Below are 18,027 nucleotides of genomic sequence, written 5' to 3'. Positions count from 1 at the left end.
AAAATGAAATTTGATGAACTGTACCATGATTTATTTTTTTTGAAAAAAGCCCGCTAAAGGGCTTTGTTTAAAAGCTGAGCAATATGTTTGCCAAGGCGGAAAAATTGTTGAAATTTACTAAATATGTGGTATCTATTAACTACAAAAACCTGCTCAGTGAACAGGTTTTTGCATTGATGTATGCCTCAGTTGATAATTAAATATTATGGAATATTTAAAGTGAATAGGTTTTCAGATGTTAGTTGAGTTACAACTGCGACATACATCTGATGGAGATTCAATTCATAGTTTTATATATTTAGATGAGTAATTATTCTTGCCATTTTGCGATTTCTCCTTGTGGAGCCGCACCTCCCTGTTTTCCTGTGATAGGAGATTTTTCCTGATTGATATGATATATATAGGATGCAATTTTTTCGGCATCTCTTCCTGTAATGGTACCTTCTTTTATAAAAGGACGCATAGTTGGGTTGTTTGGCGAACCGTTTTCGAGCATCCAGAAAACATTTTTAAACAAACTTTTCTCTTTTATGTTGATCCAGTGCGTGTCGGTTAAGTTTGGACCGATGCCACCTTTTCCACCGTCTGCATGACAGGTTACACAATTGGTTTTAAATAATTGCTCGCCTTCTGTAATATAATCTGCGCTATATTTTGCAGTTTCCAAATTAATGGGCGGAGCATTTTTTTCGTATTCTTCAATGGAAGCAAGCTGTAATTTAGCTTCTTTGTCGTATTCAGCTTCGGGATGAGCATAGTCTGTGAAAGCAAATGCAATCATATAAACTGCACAGAAGATAATTCCGAAATAGAAGAGACCGATCCACCATTTTGGTAAAGAATTGTCGAGTTCGGTAATTCCGTCGAAACCGTGATCGATCAAAATATCTTTTTCTTCAGCCTGCGATTGTTTTTTGAAAGCCGAATTCCAAAGTTTTAGATAATACGGAGTTGTTTTATCAGTAATATATTCCTGTTTCTCTTCTTCTGTCAGTCTGCTGAACCTTTCGTTTTCTACCAAATCTCCGATAGAATTCATGATGAGCAATAAAATGGTGATGATGATCAGCAATGCCCAAAAGAAAGGGGTAGAAAAATAATTGGCATCTTGTGCGAACATTTCGAACGCCATTACCGTAATTCCTATGGTTATTGCTATATATATAGATATGGGTGTTCTCGTTTTCATTGTAATAGATATTTAAAATTAATCTACGCTTGCTGTTTTGATATCGGTTGTTTTGATATCTGTTCCTAATCTTTGCAGATAGGCGATCATAGCGATGATCTCTCTCTGTTCCATCGGTATAAAATCGTTTCCTTTGGCAATTTTCTCTTTGTCCATTTGATCTTTTACATCGGTTGCTTCAGAATAAATTCTTTTTACGATCGCTTGTGACTGATTATTTGCCCATCGATCTGCTGAGTCTATCTGTGCTTTGGTGTACGGAACATCAAAAGTATTTTTCATCAGTTTCATTTTATCGATCATTTGAGAACGATCCAGTTTGTTGGTAATCAACCAGGGGAAACGCGGCATAATAGAACCTGCAGAAGTAATTCTTGGGTTGTACATGTGTTTAAAATGCCATGAATCTGGGTTTCTTGCGCCTTCTCTGTGAAGATCCGGTCCTGTTCTTTTTGATCCCCAAAGGAATGGTCTGTCGTAAACGAATTCCCCGGCTTTAGAATACTGCCCGTTTTTTCCGTCAAATCTTGTTACTTCATCACGGAAGGGTCTTATCATTTGGGAGTGACACGAGTTACAGCCTTCTCTTACATAGAGATCTCTACCTTCCAATTCTAATGGTGAATAAGGTTTCACAGCAGATATCGTTGGCAAGTTGCTTTTTACAGTTAATGTAGGAACAATCTCTACTAATCCACCGATTGCAATGGCTACAAAAGCTAATATTGATAATAGGTGAGGGGTTCTCTCTAACCAAAGGTGTACACCTTCGCCTTCTTTTCTTGAGCTTCCTACATTGGCTAAAGCAGGTGCTTCTGCAGGCACGTTTTTCTGGAATGATCCTGCTTTAATTGTTTTGTAAACATTTACAACCATTAAAATTGCTCCACTCAGATAAAATAATCCCCCTAAGAATCTCATTTTAAAGTAAGGAATAATCGCAGTCACAGTATCTAGCCAGTTTTTCCATAATAAAGTTCCATCCGGATTGAATTGTTTCCACATCAAACCTTGAGTAAATCCGGCGATATACATTGGAACAGCATAGAAAAGAATTCCTAAAGTTCCCAGCCAGAAATGCCAGTTGGCTAATTTTTTAGACCAAAGTTCGGTTTTCCACATGATTGGGATCAGGTAATAGATAACTCCGAATGCCATGAAACCATTCCATCCTAAAGCTCCTAAGTGAACGTGACCAATTACCCAGTCGGTGTAATGCCCGATTTTATTTAAAGATTTTGTTGCTAAAAGTGGTCCTTCGAAAGTTGCCATTCCATAACAAGTAACTGCAACTACGAAGAATTTCAAGATAGGATTGTCTCTTACTTTATCCCAAGCTCCTCTTAAAGTTAATAATCCGTTCAGCATTCCACCCCAAGATGGAGCAATCAACATAATCGAGAAACCTGTTCCCACCGCTTGAGCCCATGCCGGTAAAGCAGTATATTGAAGGTGGTGAGGTCCTGCCCAAAGATAAACGAAGATCAGTGACCAAAAGTGAATGATAGAAAGTTTGTATGAAAATACTGGTCGGTTGGCAGCTTTAGGCATAAAATAATACATTAAACCTAAAACCGGTGTTGTCAAAACGAATGCAACCGCATTATGACCGTACCACCATTGAACTAACGCGTCTTTCACTCCTGCATAAGCAGAATATGATTTCCAGCTTGTAAAAGATAACGGAACTTCTAGATTATTGAAGATATGAAGCATTGCAACGGCAATCCAAGTTGCAATATAAAACCAGATGGCTACATATAAATGGCGCACTCGTCTTTTGGCAATCGTTCCAAACATATTGATTCCGAAAATTACCCAAGAGAAAGTAATCAAAATATCGATTGGCCATTCGTGTTCAGCATATTCTTTTGAAGTGTTAATCCCCATTAAGAAAGTAATCACAACAGCGATGATCATAATTTGCCATGTCCAGAAATGGATCCATGATAAAGTATCGCTGTACATTCTTGTTTTCAAAAGTCTCTGCATACTGTAATAAGCACCGCAGAAGAATGAATTACAAACAAAAGCAAAAATAACTGCACTCGTATGAAGCATTCTGATTCTTCCAAATCCTAAAGCACCCTGCGAATTAACTAACCCCTGAATATTACCACTTCTTAAACTCTGAATGGTTGTGTCGTCAGTTCCAAATAAAAATTCAGGCAATTCAGGATAAAAAAGCATCAAAGCTGCGGTTAATCCTAAAATAAAACCAATAATCCCGAATACTACAGTAGCATAGAGGAATGCTCTGACAATATTATTGTCATAATGAAATTTTTGCGTCTCCATAAGTCTTGTGTCTTGCAACGAACAATAATTTTCACAGAATCTCCCTTAAACAAAGGGTTTCGATGACCTGAAAAGAAATATCATGCTGCGTATGTAATGTTTTGACAAAGGTATTTACTAACTTTGTCTAAGGCTATTAGATATACTTCTAAAATATACCGAAAACTACTAAAGCTATTGTGTAATGAAAATTTGTGGACAAAATATCAGGAAAATGCGACGCGATCGTGATCTTACCCAGGAATACATGGCATTCGAAATGGGTATTTCTCAAAAAGCATATTCTGATATCGAAAATTCAAAAGTGAAAATCAATCTGGAGATTCTCACAAAAATTTCAAACATCCTCAATATAAAACCCTCGGAAATATGCAGTATCTCTCACAAGTGTGGTACAAATGATTATGAAGACAAATACAATGAGCTTATTGAATATATGAAGAAAAATAATATCGCTTTGCCCCAAAATTTGTAACAATTTCATCTATCCTTATATATAGATTTTTCTTTAGTAGCAATTTCCGGCTTTCACTACTCGCTTTTTTGCGCCCTGCTTTTTCTTTGCAGCAAAAAGAGCTCAAACAAGCCGTTCAATCCGGGCTGTTTTAGAATGCGAGTAAATACAAGATAATAGATGATAGACTTACTATGAGAATGTTGAGTTTTTAAAAAAAATATCACTAAATATTTAATATGAGCTAGTCTTAGTTAATGTATTTAGAAGCAAAGATCTTCAAAAGCCACGGAGTGGCGTCCTGTTAATAGGATAAGATGTTACCAAAATACGAGATAGCGCTCCATCGGAGCACCACCTTTGTAGCAAAGCATATGAATTTAGAATCAAAGTTCCATGGGAGCGACACATAGATCACCAATCCGTTATTTTCTGATTTGTTTTTCTTAGCTAAGTAGAACGCCTTAGTTTATCCTATATAAGAACACAACTAAAAACTCTTAGTTTGCCTTTGCGATAAAGCGCTTCTCTATATTATCATAGATATTTCCGTCTGAAACCTTTTCTTTCTTCTCTCTTATACTTTCAGAACTTAACCCTTTCCTATAATCTTCACTCTCAAACGTTCCAACACTATTACTCTCCAACTCTCCGACACAACCTGCGACCAGCCACTGATAACCTAAGTCCTAACTCCTGCTACCTATAACTCTCAAAATTTTGAATCATAAAACCAGCTAGTTACCATGGAATATTGATTAAATATGAATTTTATGTTAAATAAATTAGGATTGTGTGGTAATAAAGTACTACTTTTGCCCCACTGAAAAACGAGAGTTGATTGGTAGCGCAGAAGAGCTTTGAATAAGGCGAAAACGATAAGACTAGTGTTATCTACGGATAGATAAAGATCTTAGAAAAAACTTTTAAATTTTTTGAAATAAAAATTTGCGAGAAATAAAAAGATTCTTATCTTTGCAGTCCGGTAAAACGGGAGCGGAGTAGAATAAATCAAGTGTGGGAAATAAGGATTTAGGGTCATCAAAAAACTTTAAAATTTCTTTTAAAAACATTTGGTCAGTTAGAAATAAAGTTTTACTTTTGCACACGCAAATCGGTACTGAAAACGACAGAAAATGTAGGTATCGTAAAAAGCGAGAGAGAAGAGATCATTGAAAAATAATATACAACCAAGTAAGGAAAAACTAAAGCGTCAAAACTTTGAGTGAGTCAGACAAACATACAATGGAGAGTTTGATCCTGGCTCAGGATGAACGCTAGCGGGAGGCCTAACACATGCAAGCCGAGCGGTAGAGATCTTTCGGGATCTTGAGAGCGGCGTACGGGTGCGGAACACGTGTGCAACCTGCCTTTATCAGGGGGATAGCCTTTCGAAAGGAAGATTAATACCCCATAATATATTAAGTGGCATCATTTGATATTGAAAACTCCGGTGGATAGAGATGGGCACGCGCAAGATTAGATAGTTGGTAGGGTAACGGCCTACCAAGTCAGTGATCTTTAGGGGGCCTGAGAGGGTGATCCCCCACACTGGTACTGAGACACGGACCAGACTCCTACGGGAGGCAGCAGTGAGGAATATTGGACAATGGGTGAGAGCCTGATCCAGCCATCCCGCGTGAAGGACGACGGCCCTATGGGTTGTAAACTTCTTTTGTATAGGGATAAACCTTTCCACGTGTGGAAAGCTGAAGGTACTATACGAATAAGCACCGGCTAACTCCGTGCCAGCAGCCGCGGTAATACGGAGGGTGCAAGCGTTATCCGGATTTATTGGGTTTAAAGGGTCCGTAGGCGGATCTGTAAGTCAGTGGTGAAATCTCATAGCTTAACTATGAAACTGCCATTGATACTGCAGGTCTTGAGTAAAGTAGAAGTGGCTGGAATAAGTAGTGTAGCGGTGAAATGCATAGATATTACTTAGAACACCAATTGCGAAGGCAGGTCACTATGTTTTAACTGACGCTGATGGACGAAAGCGTGGGGAGCGAACAGGATTAGATACCCTGGTAGTCCACGCCGTAAACGATGCTAACTCGTTTTTGGGTTTTCGGATTCAGAGACTAAGCGAAAGTGATAAGTTAGCCACCTGGGGAGTACGTTCGCAAGAATGAAACTCAAAGGAATTGACGGGGGCCCGCACAAGCGGTGGATTATGTGGTTTAATTCGATGATACGCGAGGAACCTTACCAAGGCTTAAATGGGAATTGACAGGTTTAGAAATAGACTTTTCTTCGGACAATTTTCAAGGTGCTGCATGGTTGTCGTCAGCTCGTGCCGTGAGGTGTTAGGTTAAGTCCTGCAACGAGCGCAACCCCTGTCACTAGTTGCCATCATTCAGTTGGGGACTCTAGTGAGACTGCCTACGCAAGTAGAGAGGAAGGTGGGGATGACGTCAAATCATCACGGCCCTTACGCCTTGGGCCACACACGTAATACAATGGCCGGTACAGAGGGCAGCTACCTAGCGATAGGATGCGAATCTCGAAAGCCGGTCTCAGTTCGGATTGGAGTCTGCAACTCGACTCTATGAAGCTGGAATCGCTAGTAATCGCATATCAGCCATGATGCGGTGAATACGTTCCCGGGCCTTGTACACACCGCCCGTCAAGCCATGGAAGTTTGGGGTACCTGAAGTCGGTGACCGTAACAGGAGCTGCCTAGGGTAAAACAAGTAACTAGGGCTAAGTCGTAACAAGGTAGCCGTACCGGAAGGTGCGGCTGGAACATCTCATTTTAGAGCGTCTTTAGACGATAAACAAAATTAGTATCGTAAGATACATAAGTACTTACTTAAAGAGAAGCTTTAGTTTTTTATTTGGTTGATATATAATATAAAAATACAAAACCCACTAGAAATTAGTAAACGGGAACAGAGATAATTAACAATTATTAATTAATAATTATTAATTAGAGAGAGTCTCGTAGCTCAGCTGGTTAGAGCGCTACACTGATAATGTAGAGGTCGGCAGTTCGAGCCTGCCCGAGACTACTAATTGAAATAGAGGTTAGAAATTAGAATTTAGAAGTTAGTTTTTTACTAATATCTAATTACTAACATCTAACATCTTACCTAGAGGGGGAATTAGCTCAGCTGGCTAGAGCGCCTGCCTTGCACGCAGGAGGTCAAGGGTTCGACTCCCTTATTCTCCACAGTTTTGGAAAACTGATTTAAAAGTTACGAATAGAGCCAAAAACAATATTTGTTCATCAGAATTTCTGAAAAGAATTAAAGATCATTGACATTAACGGTAAAGATATCACAAAGAGATAACCGAGCACTTTCGAGTGCCGAGTTTATAAAAATATCGATAGACGAAAGTTTATCAAAAAATACTGAACTAATATAATATTAGGAAAGAAATCGTTAAGGGCGTATGGCGGATGCCTAGGCTTTCAGAGGCGACGAAGGACGTGGTAAGCTGCGAAAAGCTCGGGGATTGGCACACACGAATTGATCCCGAGATGTCCGAATGGGGCAACCCGGCATGTTGAAGACATGTCACTCCGCAAGGAGAGCAAACCCGGAGAACTGAAACATCTAAGTACCCGGAGGAAAAGAAATCGAAGAGATTCCGTAAGTAGTGGCGAGCGAACGCGGATTAGCCCAAAAGCTTTTATATGTTTAATAGAATGTTCTGGAAAGAACAGCCGTAGAGGGTGATAGCCCCGTATATGAAAGGCATATTTAAGTGATAAATGAGTAGGGCGGGACACGTGAAATCCTGTCTGAATATGGGGGGACCATCCTCCAAGGCTAAATACTCCTGAAAGACCGATAGTGAACAAGTACTGTGAAGGAAAGGTGAAAAGCACTTCGAATAGAAGGGTGAAATAGAACCTGAAACCGTACGCCTACAAGCGGTCGGAGCCCACAAGTTGGGTGACGGCGTGCCTTTTGCATAATGAGCCTACGAGTTAATGTTACTAGCGAGGTTAAGGACTTCAGGTCCGGAGCCGGAGCGAAAGCGAGTCTGAATAGGGCGCTTAGTTAGTAGTATTAGACGCGAAACCTTGTGATCTACCCATGGGCAGGTTGAAGCTTTGGTAACACAAAGTGGAGGACCGAACCGGTTGACGTTGAAAAGTCTTCGGATGACCTGTGGGTAGGGGTGAAAGGCCAATCAAACTGGGAGATAGCTCGTACTCCCCGAAATGCATTTAGGTGCAGCGTCGTGTATAAGTTTATTAGAGGTAGAGCTACTGATTGGATGCGGGGGAGTCAAATCCTACCAATTCCTGACAAACTCCGAATGCTAATAAATGTTCCACGGCAGTGAGGGCGCGGGTGCTAAGGTCCGTGTCCGAGAGGGAAAGAACCCAGACCAACAGCTAAGGTCCCCAAATCTCTATTAAGTTGAAGCAACGCGGTTGGACTGCATTGACAGCTAGGATGTTGGCTTGGAAGCAGCCATTCATTTAAAGAGTGCGTAACAGCTCACTAGTCGAGCGGTCCGGCATGGATAATAATCGGGCATAAATAGAGTACCGAAGCTATGGATTTATATCATTAGATATATCTGGTAGGGGAGCATTCTGTTTGCACAGAAGCTGAGTCGTGAGGCTTGGTGGAGCGGACAGAAAAGAAAATGTAGGCATAAGTAACGATAAAGCGGGCGAGAAACCCGCTCACCGAAAGACTAAGGTTTCCTCAGCCATGCTAATCAGCTGAGGGTTAGTCGGGACCTAACGCGAACCCGAAAGGGGTAGTGGATGGACAATGGGTTAATATTCCCATACTTGCTCACACTAAAAAGGGGACGGAGTGCCGTACTTACTGGAGACTGACGGAATAGTCAAGACCTAGCCTTCGGGCGAAGTTGTTGTAGGGAAAGTGCTTCCAAGAAAAGCCGAAGTGAAGCAACCCGTACCAAAACCGACACAGGTAGTCGAGGAGAGAATCCTAAGGTGCTAGAGTGAATCATGGTTAAGGAACTAGGCAAAATAGTCTCGTAACTTCGGGAGAAGAGACGCCATCAGCAATGGTGGCCGCAGTAAAAAGGCCCAGGCGACTGTTTATCAAAAACACAGGACTCTGCAAAATCGAAAGATGCAGTATAGGGTCTGACACCTGCCCGGTGCTGGAAGGTTAAGGAAGGGCGTTAGCAGCAATGCGAAGCGTTTGACTGAAGCCCCAGTAAACGGCGGCCGTAACTATAACGGTCCTAAGGTAGCGAAATTCCTTGTCGGGTAAGTTCCGACCTGCACGAATGGTGTAACGATCTGGGCACTGTCTCAACCATGAGCTCTGTGAAATTGTAGTCTCGGTGAAGATGCCGAGTACCCGCAATGGGACGAAAAGACCCTGTGAACCTTTACTATAACTTCGTATTGACTTTGAGTAAGTAATGTGTAGGATAGGTGGGAGACTTTGAAGCAGGCACGCTAGTGTTTGTGGAGTCAACGTTGAAATACCACCCTTTACTTACTTGGAGCCTAACTTCTGTATTGAAGGACACTGCGTGGTGGGTAGTTTGACTGGGGTGGTCGCCTCCAAAAGAGTAACGGAGGCTTTCAAAGGTACCCTCAGCACGCTTGGTAACCGTGCGTAGAGTGTAATGGCATAAGGGTGCTTGACTGTGAGACCTACAAGTCGATCAGGTGCGAAAGCAGGACATAGTGATCCGGTGGTTCCGTATGGAAGGGCCATCGCTCATAGGATAAAAGGTACTCCGGGGATAACAGGCTAGTCTCCCCCAAGAGCTCATATCGACGGGGAGGTTCGGCACCTCGATGTCGGCTCGTCACATCCTGGGGCTGGAGAAGGTCCCAAGGGTTGGGCTGTTCGCCCATTAAAGTGGCACGCGAGCTGGGTTCAGAACGTCGTGAGACAGTTCGGTCTCTATCTATTGCGGGCGTTAGATGTTTGAGAGGGCTTGAATCTAGTACGAGAGGACCGATTTGAACAAACCTCTGGTGTATCAGTTGTTCCGCCAGGAGCACCGCTGAGTAGCTACGTTTGGAAGAGATAAGCACTGAAAGCATATAAGTGCGAAACTCGCCTCAAGATGAGACATCTTTTAAGGGTCGTTGGAGATGACAACGTTGATAGGCTATAGGTGTAAAGGCAGTAATGTCATAGCCGAGTAGTACTAATTACCCGTAGATTTATAGCCTGATATGGTGCTACGAAAGTGCAGCAAGGTTACCTCTTTGTGAATGTTTTTATCGATAAAATCAGAAGTTAGAAATTAGAGATTAGAAGTTAGTATATCACTAACCTCTAACTACTAAACTCTACCCTCTTATATACAACCTTTAGGGTGGTTTTAGCAGAGGGGCTCACCTGTTCCCATTCCGAACACAGAAGTTAAGCCCTCTAGCGCCGATGGTACTGCGAAAGCGGGAGAGTAGGTCGCCGCCAGTTTTTTTAAAAGTCCTCAATCGTAAGATTGGAGGACTTTTTTTTTGCATATACATCAACAATATTTTTATCAATGATCATTTAAAGCAATAGATAATGAATAATAGATAATAAGTAATTTTGCCTATTAGGTTAAGGTTAATTAAGGTTAAGGTTAAGGTTAAGGTTAAGGTTAAGGTTAAGGTTAAGGTTAAGGTTAAGGTTAAGGTTCGCTCCGGAGAAGCGTAACCTTTGTAGCAGAAAATCATAAACAATCTCTCAGAGCTCCGCAGGAGCGATACAATTATTCATTACATTTTTTGGTTCAACTCAAAAAAATAACATCTTGTTGTAAAAACCTCTCTTTACAACAGTAAGTATATAATCTGTTATGAATGATTTCATAATCTTATTTCACAACAGTTTCTGTTTTTTGTAGATTTATATTTTCTTTAGCCATCAAATACTTTACATTAGTCAGTTTAGTTTATAATTTGAATGATTCAGTGAATATTCGTATGAAATAATTACTGAAAATTCTGTTAATCTTCCATCTTTATTTTGTGCCGAATTTTTTAGCCCGGATAGTAGCTGGTTACCCCGCAACATAAGTAGAGGGTAGAAGAGATTTAGAGATGGAGAAGCAATGGTGTGAGGAGTAAAAGCGAATAGCCGGAAATAGCTCCTTAAAATTATAATTATTAAACTCAGTGGTGTTCGATTATATTAAATATATTTAAGAATAACCATAATAGATATTATTAAATTGTTTAAAGTTTAGAAATTCGTAAATTTGCACCATGATTAAAATTGGCAATATAGAACTGCCGGAATTTCCGCTTTTGTTGGCTCCGATGGAAGATGTGAGTGACCCTCCATACAGACGTTTGTGTAAATTGCATGGAGCAGATTTGATGTACTCGGAGTTTATTTCTTCTGAAGGCTTAATTCGTGATGCGATGAAAAGCAGAAAAAAACTGGATATTTTCGATTATGAAAGACCTGTAGGAATTCAGATCTTTGGTGGTGATGAAGAGGCAATGGCGATGTCTGCAAGAATTGTAGAAACTGTAAATCCTGATTTGGTAGATATTAATTTCGGATGTCCTGTAAAAAAAGTGGTTTGTAAAGGAGCCGGTGCAGGTGTTTTGAAGGATGTTGACATGATGGTTCGTTTAACGAAAGCGGTAGTGAGTTCTACAAGTCTTCCTGTAACGGTGAAAACCCGTTTGGGATGGGACAGCAATTCTATCAATATTGATGAAGTTGCCGAACGTCTTCAGGAAACAGGAATCAAGGCTTTAACCATCCATGCGAGAACGCGTGGACAAATGTATAAAGGTGAAGCAGATTGGGAACATATTTCAAGAATTAAACAAAATCCTAATATTGAGATTCCTATTTTCGGTAACGGAGATATAGATTCTCCTGAAAAAGCTTTAGAATATAAAAATAAATATGCGTGCGACGGTATTATGATCGGTCGTGCTGCAATTGGATATCCGTGGATTTTTAATGAAATAAAGCATTTTTTTAAAACAGGTGAAAACTTGGCTGCTCCAACTATTTCAGACAGATTATTAGCTGTTCGTCAACATGCTGAATGGAGTGCTGAATGGAAAGGTGAAAAGCTGGGATTAATTGAAATGAGACAACATTATAGTAATTATTTCCGTGGAATTCCACATTTTAAAGATTTCAGAAGAAAATTCTTAGAAGTATATACTTTAGAAGAAATGGATGCTGTAATTCATGAAACTCAGGAGTTTTACGAAGAATATCAAGCTCAACAAGCATAAAATTAAAACCCATCAGATTTTGATGGGTTTTGTTATTTTTTAAAGTTTTGTTTGAATTAATATCCTCCTTTTGAAGAAGAATCATTTTTTATAAGAGCTAGTGCGGAAGAAGTTCCAATCCTTTTTACGCCTAATTTAATCATCTTTTCTGCATCTTCCGGAGTTCTTACCCCACCTGCAGCTTTTACGGGAAGTTTACCCGCATTATCGAGCATTATTTTGATTCCTTCGAAGGTTGCTCCGTTTGGTTTTCCGTTTACTGTTTGATAAAAACCTGTTGAAGATTTAACGAAAATATTTTCTAAATCTTTTTCATTAAAATTCTCTTCTGCCCAAGCTGAAATATTATTGGTAAGGTCTGCAATTTGTGCATCTGTCAAAGCTGCAATTTCAATAATCCATTTGGCAATTTTTTGATGCTGAATGCATAGTTGCGTACATCTTAAAAATTCGTCTTTTACAAGCTCTAAATTTCCATTAAGATAAGCTTCATAATTAATTACAAAATCCAATTCATCTGCTCCGTCATTGATCGCCTTGGTTGCTTGAGCCAGCTTTTCATCAACAGAATATATTCCTTCGTGAAAACCAATTACCGTTCCTACAATTACATTAGATTTCTTTTCATTTAAAAAACTTTTAATTTCAGCAACATAATCAGGACGAATCATTACGGCAAAAATGTGATGATCTATTGCTTCCTGAGCCAAATCTTTCACAATCTGCAATGTTTCTTCCTCAGAAATTCCTGATTGCTGTGGAGTTTTTAAATAAGTCGAATCTAAATATTGAGAAATGTTTATCATAATTATACTTTCAGTTGTCTGTAAATACCTTGTTCCAAAGATATGAAAGTTTCGGTTCTTGTAACGCCTTTCAGCTTCTGAAGTTTGCTTAAAATCAGCATTAAATGGTCGTTGTCTTTGCATAAGACTTTCAGAAAAATAGTATAATTTCCTGTGGTGTAATGTGCTTCTACCACTTCGTTTACTTCTTTCAAAGATTTTACCACCTCAGGATAATGACTTGGCTGGTCAAGAAACATCCCGATGTATGATACTACTTTGTATCCTATTTTTCTTGGGTTCAAAAATGAGATAGAATTCTCTATAACTCCCGCTACCTCAAGCTTTTTAATTCTTTGATGTACGGCAGTGGTAGATATCCCTACTTGTTTAGATATATACGCCAAAGAACTTTTAGAATTGTCCATCAGCATATATATGATCTCTTTGTCTAGCTGATCCAATTGATAGCTCGTATTATCTTCTGTGTTTCTCATTTTTAATATTTTGTTACTTCAATTCAATTTTTTTTGAAAGCTACTAAAACAGGAAAGTGGTCGCTAAAGCCACCAAGATACCTTGTTCCTGCATATGTTCTGAAAGGTCTGCCTTCAAAACCTTTATTTCTAGTACTCATACTTTCAGGATTAAAAACCTTTGCCTCCTGAAAAGATAATGTTGCATCAGCTTTAAAAAAAGAATCTGATAGCATGATCTGGTCAAAAAGTAGTCCGGATTTGTAATGAAAAGTAGAATATTTCTTAGTTGAAAACAGCTTTTGAAAAGGGTTGTGTAAAACCCTGTTCTGTGTACTGTCATAAAGAATTTTTATTAAATTCTCATCGTCCGGGTTTTGATTAAAATCTCCGCACAAAATGACATGTTCCTGATCTTTATTGATGATATTTAAAATCCTGTTGTGAATTTCATTCATAATAAAGTTTCTTTTGGGCTGATTAATGTCTTTTTCTCTCTTCGAAGGAAGGTGAGCTACAAAAACATTCATTATTTCCTCTTTGAATTTTACTTTTGCAAAGAGTACATCCCTTGTAGTGTCATAGTTATCGGGTCTGTTGTCTACGATTTCAAAAAAGAAAGTAATGGCTTCAGAATCTAAGATTTCAACTTTAGACTTGTCATATAAAAGAGCAACGTCTACTTTTCGCTCATCAAGAGAATTATAATGTACAATTCCGTATTGAGAGCTGAAAGGATCAAGTTTTACCAGATCTTCTAATACTTTTTTTCCGGAAACTTCACAAAGACCAATAAGGGCAGGCAAAATTCCGTTTTCTTCCTTCATTAAACGAAAAACATGAGCAATTTTTGAAAGTTTAGTTCTGTACTTTCTGTCGTCCCAGTTTCGTAATCCTGATCTTGTAGGATCGAGTTTATGAATCTGCGGCGGATCGGGCAAAAATAAATTTTCAACATTGTAAAAAGCAAAAAGCTCCATCAACATATTTTTCTAAATTGTGACAAAATTTTAATCAAACTTATCATTAAATATATCAAGAATTTTGATGATTATAAAATCTTAAATCAAATTAATTTTTAAAATCTTAATATGTTATTACAATGATAAATAATGGGCAAATTTACAATATAAATTTCAAACAAACCCATGTATGATTCAATAAAAAATAATCCATTTAAAAGTGATATAAATGGGGTGAAAAATGTATTGAAAGGTATTATAAATGTAAAATTTTCAGTAAAAACTATTTCTCACATAAGTTTTTTTACTTATTCTAAAAGGTCGGGGCGCTTTTCTGTAGTGATTTTTACAGCTTGTTCGTATCTCCATTCCTCTATTTTAGCGAAATTTCCACTTAAAAGTATTTTTGGAACTTCCAATCCTTTATAAGATTCAGGTCTTGTATAAATGGGAGGAGAAAGTAGATCGTCCTGAAAACTGTCTGTTAAAGCACTTTGCTCGTCATTCAAAACTCCAGGAACAAGACGGATGATAGAATCTGCCAAAACACAAGCTGCCAATTCACCACCAGTCAAAACAAAATCTCCGATTGATATTTCTTTGGTAATATGTAAATCTCTTACACGCTGATCAATTCCTTTGTAGTGACCGCACAAAAAGATCAGATTGTTTTTAATCGATAAAGTATTGGCGATTCTTTGGTTTAAAGTTTCTCCATCGGGCGTTAAATAAATGATTTCATCATATTCTCTCTGAGATTTAAGTTCAGAAATACATTTATCTATAGGCTCAATCATCATTACCATTCCTGCACCACCACCGTAGGGCTCGTCGTCAATCTGGCGGTGTTTGTTGATTGACCAGTCTCTCAACTGATGAAAATGTACTTCTACAATACCTTTATCAACTGCTCTTTTCAAAATAGAAGTTTGAAACGGGCTTTCCATTAATTCTGGAAGCACGCTTATAATGTCAATTCTCATTGCTGCGTATTATTTTTTTGAGATGGCGAAATAATCAGACGTAAGGAAGAATCTTTATTAAAATAGCTCCACATCCAGTTAAAAAATATCGCCAGTTTGTTTCGGACGCTCAAAATAAGCATTAAATGTAAGAACATCCAAAAATACCAGGCTAAAAATCCCTGAAATTTTATAAATGGTAAATCTACAACGGCTCTGTGTTTTCCGATGGTTGCTAATGAACCTTGGTCTTTGTACTCATATTCAACCCATTCGTTTTTATTTTTCCTCAGAAAATTTTTGCCTAAATTTTTTGCCTGATTGATGGCAACATTTGCAACTTGAGGATGACCTTGAGGATATTTCGGAGTTTCCATGTAGGCAATATCTCCAACTGCATAAATATTGTCGTAACCTTTTACTTTATTGAAACGGTCGACGATATATCGATTTCTTACTAAATTTTCAGAAGGAAAACCGTCAATGACATTTCCTGTAACTCCTGCAGCCCAGATTACATTGTTTGAAGGAATTTCTTTGCCACTTTTCATATAGACCTTATTTCCGTCATAATCGGTTACGACTTCACCACTGAGGAAGTTTACTCCTAATTCTTTTAAATATTTTTCAGATTTTTCCTGAGCTTCGGGGCTCATTACGGCAAGTGGTTTTTCGGTAGAACTTACGAGAATAATTTGAAGATGATCAAAATTCATATAAGGATAATCTCGCGGAAGAATTTCTTTTTTCATTTCTGAAAATGCTCCGGCTAATTCCACTCCGGTTGGCCCGCTTCCTACGATAACGATATTCCAGTTTCCGTCGTCGCTTCGGCTTTTTTCAAGAATCAGTTTTTCGAAAGTCATTAAAACATGATTTCTGATGCTAATGGCTTCCTGAGTATTTTTCATCCCAAAAGCTTTACTTTCGAGATCTTTATTTCCGAAAAAATTGGTTTTACAACCAGTGGCAATAATTAATTTGTCGTAAGTGAATTCTGCTTCGTCTGTAATGACCTTATTATTGGCCGGATCAATAGATTTTACATCCGTTAAACGAAACTGTGTATTTCTGGATTGCTGAAAGATTTTTCTGAAAGGAAAAGAGATATTGGAAGGCTCGATTCGTCCGCATGCAACCTGATAAAAAAGAGGTTGAAACATGTGGTGATTTACTCTGTCGAGAACAATTACCTTTTTATTTTTATTGTTCAGCGTTTTTGCAAGCTGCAATCCCGCAAAACCTCCTCCAATGATGATAACCTTTTCGCGTGTTTCCATAATACACAAATTTACTTATTTTATTTAGTATTTTTAAGGCTTAAAAAGTTAGTTTTGCAAAACTTTATGAGCCCTAAAAAGTACACCAAAAAAACTGCCAAAAACATCCACAAATCAAGACGAAAGAATTATTTTTTGCGTCGTAAAATTGTATTGCTCATCTTGGTGATTGCACTTATCGGAACAGGTTTATATCTAAAGCAATCAATCAGTTACTATTATGCTTTATATTTTAATAAATTTGCTCATAAGAAGCTAAAAAACAGCGAAAACGAAACTTTAAGAATTCAGAAAATTATTTCAAATAATTTGGATAAAACTTATGGTTTTGACATTTCTCATTACCAAAATAAAGAAGATATAAAATGGGATAGCTTGAGCATCGGAAATAAAACAATTCCGCTTGAATTTGTGATGATGAGAGCAACGATGGGAAACCGAAATACCGATAAAAATTTTGATGAATTCTGGGCTTCTGCAAAAGAGCATAACCTAATCCGTGGAGCGTATCATTTTTACCGAGCTGATGAAGATCCGGTCATTCAGGCAAATAATTTTTTGGAAAATGTAAAGCTTGAAAGTGGCGATTTACCTCCGGTTTTAGATATTGAAAAAATTCCAAAAAGTAAGTCGAAAGAAAAGCTAATTGAAGATTTAAAAATCTGGTGTAAAATTGTAGAAGAAACTTATGGTGAGAAACCTATTATTTATACCTATTATCATTATTACAAAGATTTTCTGAGAGGCGAATTTGATGGTTACCCGATCTGGCTTGCCAATTACAACGATGTTCCCGAACCTTCACCTGAAGATCAATGGAATTTTTGGCAGTTTACAGAAAACGGAATTGTGTACGGAATCAATTCTAAAATAGATCTGAATATCTATAACGGCAGAGTTTGGTCGCTGAAAAGCTTGACTTTGGATTAAGTCTCACGTAACATTTCTACTAAATATTATTGTAAGTGTTTATTTGGATCATGATAGCCCAATATGTCATAAATGAAAGTTCCTAAGACCAAAGCAAAAATAACAGATATTATTATTGTAATAAAATACGATAATATTGTTTTTACTTTGTTTTGTGAAAAATTTTATAAAACCGTAAGAAATAAAAAATAATCCCATTGCAAAAATATAAAAAACACGTCCAGATTATATCATTTGTAATCCCCACAACATTCCACCGGTAGTACCACCAATAATTCCCCCAATAATACTTCCAATAATTGTACTTGATTTTATTTTTTCATCTTCTTTTTCAACAATTTTATCATATCGCTCTTTTAGAGATTGTATTCCACCTTTTCTTTCTACAACAGTTTCCAAAGCTTTTTGAGCCTCATTTGTGTACCCATTTTTGTTTAAATAAACTGTCATTAGTTCTCCGTCTGAATATTGGGAATATCTTTCAATAAGTTCTTCAAGCATGATAATTAATTTGAGGGGTTAAAATA

The 18,027-nt window shown here is 38.1% G+C and carries 11 protein-coding genes, 2 tRNA genes and 3 rRNA genes; 8 read left to right on the top strand and 8 right to left on the bottom strand.

The genetic code is table 11. From position 1 onward, the window contains the following. Positions 1–310: 310 nt before the first annotated feature. A complete protein-coding gene (locus FDY99_RS06360; protein WP_139420045.1) occupies positions 311–1,189 on the bottom strand; it encodes a cbb3-type cytochrome c oxidase N-terminal domain-containing protein in 879 nt (292 codons plus the stop codon). Between the two features lie 18 nt (positions 1,190–1,207). Continuing rightward, positions 1,208–3,487 carry a cytochrome-c oxidase, cbb3-type subunit I gene (gene ccoN, locus FDY99_RS06355; RefSeq protein ID WP_139420043.1) on the bottom strand — a complete coding sequence of 760 codons (2,280 nt, stop codon included), beginning with the start codon at positions 3,485–3,487 and terminating at the stop codon, positions 1,208–1,210. A 184-nt stretch (positions 3,488–3,671) separates the two neighbouring features. Between ccoN and FDY99_RS06350 the strand changes: the two genes are divergently transcribed. From FDY99_RS06350 to dusB, 7 genes are all read left to right on the top strand, one after another. After that, the gene (locus FDY99_RS06350; protein ID WP_074232293.1) at positions 3,672–3,962 is read left to right on the top strand and encodes a helix-turn-helix domain-containing protein; all 291 of its coding nucleotides are present in this window, start codon (positions 3,672–3,674) and stop codon (positions 3,960–3,962) included. Positions 3,963–5,183: 1,221 nt separating this feature from the next. After that, positions 5,184–6,700, top strand: a 16S ribosomal RNA gene (locus tag FDY99_RS06345). A gap of 181 nt (positions 6,701–6,881) precedes the next feature. Beyond that, positions 6,882–6,955: transfer RNA gene (locus FDY99_RS06340), tRNA-Ile, on the top strand. An 87-nt stretch (positions 6,956–7,042) separates the two neighbouring features. Beyond that, positions 7,043–7,116, top strand: a tRNA-Ala gene (locus FDY99_RS06335). Positions 7,117–7,320: 204 nt separating this feature from the next. Next, positions 7,321–10,079: ribosomal RNA gene (locus FDY99_RS06330) — 23S ribosomal RNA — on the top strand. 143 nt (positions 10,080–10,222) lie between these two features. Continuing rightward, positions 10,223–10,330: ribosomal RNA gene (rrf, locus tag FDY99_RS06325) — 5S ribosomal RNA — on the top strand. Together the 16S, 23S and 5S rRNA genes with 2 tRNA genes alongside form the textbook arrangement of a ribosomal RNA operon. 776 nt (positions 10,331–11,106) lie before the next feature. Continuing rightward, positions 11,107–12,105, top strand: coding sequence for a tRNA dihydrouridine synthase DusB (gene dusB, locus FDY99_RS06320; RefSeq protein ID WP_074231728.1), 999 nt, complete (start codon positions 11,107–11,109; stop codon positions 12,103–12,105). 56 nt (positions 12,106–12,161) lie between these two features. Here the strand turns inward: dusB and deoC are convergent, their stop codons facing one another. The 5 genes from deoC to FDY99_RS06295 form a co-directional block, all read right to left on the bottom strand. Beyond that, positions 12,162–12,911 (bottom strand): deoxyribose-phosphate aldolase, encoded by a 750-nt coding sequence (deoC, locus tag FDY99_RS06315; protein WP_139420041.1) that lies wholly within the window; start codon positions 12,909–12,911, stop codon positions 12,162–12,164. A 2-nt stretch (positions 12,912–12,913) separates the two neighbouring features. Further along, entirely contained in the window at positions 12,914–13,387 is a 474-nt protein-coding gene (locus FDY99_RS06310; RefSeq protein ID WP_074231730.1) for an Lrp/AsnC ligand binding domain-containing protein, read from the bottom strand. Positions 13,388–13,410: 23 nt separating this feature from the next. Next, positions 13,411–14,346 (bottom strand): endonuclease/exonuclease/phosphatase family protein, encoded by a 936-nt coding sequence (locus tag FDY99_RS06305; RefSeq protein ID WP_084550763.1) that lies wholly within the window; start codon positions 14,344–14,346, stop codon positions 13,411–13,413. A gap of 290 nt (positions 14,347–14,636) precedes the next feature. Beyond that, positions 14,637–15,311: a tRNA (guanosine(37)-N1)-methyltransferase TrmD gene (trmD, locus tag FDY99_RS06300; RefSeq protein ID WP_139420039.1), complete on the bottom strand. Its 675-nt coding sequence runs from the start codon at positions 15,309–15,311 to the stop codon at positions 14,637–14,639. Continuing rightward, entirely contained in the window at positions 15,308–16,570 is a 1,263-nt protein-coding gene (locus FDY99_RS06295) for an NAD(P)/FAD-dependent oxidoreductase (RefSeq protein WP_139420038.1), read from the bottom strand. The genes trmD and FDY99_RS06295 overlap by 4 nt, the downstream gene beginning before the upstream one ends. A 66-nt stretch (positions 16,571–16,636) precedes the next feature. Between FDY99_RS06295 and FDY99_RS06290 the strand changes: the two genes are divergently transcribed. Next, positions 16,637–17,500 (top strand): glycoside hydrolase family 25 protein, encoded by an 864-nt coding sequence (locus tag FDY99_RS06290; RefSeq protein ID WP_139420036.1) that lies wholly within the window; start codon positions 16,637–16,639, stop codon positions 17,498–17,500. Positions 17,501–17,725: 225 nt separating this feature from the next. Here the strand turns inward: FDY99_RS06290 and FDY99_RS06285 are convergent, their stop codons facing one another. Beyond that, positions 17,726–18,001: a hypothetical protein gene (locus FDY99_RS06285; protein WP_139420035.1), complete on the bottom strand. Its 276-nt coding sequence runs from the start codon at positions 17,999–18,001 to the stop codon at positions 17,726–17,728. Between the last annotated feature and the right edge of the window lie 26 nt (positions 18,002–18,027).

This window comes from Chryseobacterium mulctrae, assembly GCF_006175945.1.
Classification (GTDB): domain Bacteria; phylum Bacteroidota; class Bacteroidia; order Flavobacteriales; family Weeksellaceae; genus Chryseobacterium; species Chryseobacterium mulctrae.
The sequence above is the reverse complement of the archived record's forward strand: the minus strand, read 5'-3'. Positions and strand labels throughout refer to the sequence as shown.